Source organism: Streptomyces sp. NPDC007856 (genome assembly GCF_042868225.1).
Lineage (GTDB): Bacteria > Actinomycetota > Actinomycetes > Streptomycetales > Streptomycetaceae > Streptomyces.
Genome location: NZ_JBIAEC010000096.1, coordinates 1 through 2304 on the forward strand (window position 1 = coordinate 1; position 2304 = coordinate 2304).

The window sequence follows — 2304 nt, forward strand, 5'->3', positions numbered from 1 at the left end:
CCTCATCGCCCAAGCACTGCACCCCACCCTCCGCCCCGACACCCCCCTCCACGCCACCTTCGGCACACCCACGGTCCTCACCACATCCACGGACGGGCCGGCCGCCGCACGCCTTGCCACGACCTCCATGGTCACGTCGTATGCCGGGTCCGCCGTCCCGAGCCCTGCCGGCACCGACACGCGGCCCGCAGGCAGTCAGTCCCGTGACACCGTTGTCGACCACGCCTTCACCACACTCGCCCAGCAGCCTGCCAGCGGTTCGGACGCAGACCTCACGACCAGGGCCGCCGCCACTGAGCACGGCGACCGCGACGCATCCGCGCCTGTGTCGGCTCCCAGAACAACCGCAGCAGCGCATGACGTGCTCGTGGCGGCCGTCATGGAGCGTGTGAGCAGGCTGTCCGGGGGTGAAAAGGCGGTCAGTGGCGAGGAGATCCTCGCGCTTGACCAGTCCCTGACCTGGTCGGAGCACACGCGTGCCCGGGCCGAGCGGATCGCCCTTCGCCTGGTAACCGGTGAATGGCCAGGCCTGCACGCCGGAGCGAGGCCGCAGGAGAGGAACCCGGCCGGGCAGACAGGCCCGTCGATCGAACCGACGGAACTCACCGTCCCCGTCCAGGGGCAGGAGGGGTCTCACTCACACACCCGCGACGGGGAACACGACCCGGGACCGGACCCGGTTGCTGTGCCGGGCGCCGGTCCGGCAGCACCGCGAACCCAGACCGACACATCGGACCCACACGATCCCGCAGGCGCGGGCACCGCCGCACCAGCGGTCGCCGACCTCGGGATCCCCGACGAGAGGCGTGCTCCGGAGATCATCCGCAACTGGTCCGACTTCAAGCGTGCATGGGAACCCGATGCTCTCCTCGGCCCGATAGTCGACGCCGTGGCGGACTACAGCAGGTTCACCTCCACGACCCGAAGCCAAGGCGAGCACCGGGCTGACGTCGAGCGCGAGCTGTTGAGGAATGTCGAGGAGGCCGCGCTCAACTGGAAGCACCGCACCACTGCCCGATCCCCAAAGCTGCACGCGCTCGTGGACGAGTTGCTGGGTTACGCCGTGGTACCGCTGCTGAGCGCCCCGGCGTCTGAACCGTCGACGGCGGCTGCGGGCTCCGGCGCCGACATCATGCCGGGCGCGGCATTCGATCGCGACATCGTCATCCACTGGAAACGTCTGTCCGCGCTGCCCGGACTGAAAAATCGTTCGAGTCTTCTCGGCCAGGTCGACGGCGCCGTGGCGGACTACAGCAGGTTCACCTCCAATACCCGGAGCCAAGGCGAGCGCCGGAATCGCGTCGAGCGAACGCTGCTGACAGGGATTGCCGCCGCCGCCGAGGCATGGATGCGCAGCAAGTCCCAGAAAAGTGCCCGAAAGTCGGCCGTGGACCGTCTGCTGGCGTATGCTGCAGCACATCTGGCGGACATCCGGGAAACGCCCGCATACCCGCGTGTAGCGGCCCCTCCCGCGTACTCGGTGCGGTCGGCTCCGACGGCATCCGGTCCTGGTGGGGAGCGCTCACTCACCGAGGTCGATCCGGACGGTGTCTTCCCGGCCCCCGACCGGCAGGGCATTACGACCGAGTCCGCTGCAGCGCAGACCCTGTCGGCACGCGTCGGAAACGAAGGGGCCGTCCGGGGCGCAGAAAGCCCGGTGCCCGAACCTCGGGTCAGTGAGGAGATGCGCGGGCACTATCAGCTGCTCTTCGACGAAGCACGCCAGGCACTGGCCGAACAGACAGCGGAACACCGCGCTGACCTGCGCCGCCGTGCGAACACGATCGTGAACGACGACGGCCATGTGCCGCCGGCCGACCGGGGTGTCGGGCAGGACGAGACGCCCTACGACCGCCTGCACCACGACATCGTCACTGCCGTCGCACACCAACTGCTCCAGTTCCATGGCACCGAAAGAGCAGAAGAACTCTCCGCACGACTGGGCAGAGTCTTCGCGACGATCCGACCACAGTCCTCTGACACAGGCCCACAGTCCCCGACACACCACACACCGGGGACCACCGACATCGGACACGAAGCCGTCCGCGCCACGGAACACGGGCTGGCCGGCACCGCCCGCACAGACACCGGCACGCCCGGCACCTCGCCCGGGGCGCGGGAGGGCGACCCCGGGGCGATCGGGACAGCCTCCTCCACCGGGACGGCCCTCGGCAGTCATGGCGACCGCAACGGCCGGGGGCCGATGGTCGGGTCGGACGCTGACACAGGTGATGGGCTTGGCGATCGAAGTGGTGTCGGAGGTCGGCACGTCGACATGCCCGGCACTGTGGGTCCCAGCCGTCA

Annotated in this window: 1 pseudogene; it reads left to right on the top strand. The window is 69.3% G+C overall.

Annotated elements, in window-relative coordinates:
* Positions 1–127: 127 nt before the first annotated feature.
* Positions 128–2304: pseudogene (locus ACFYOH_RS44685) on the top strand (hypothetical protein); the annotation flags it as partial.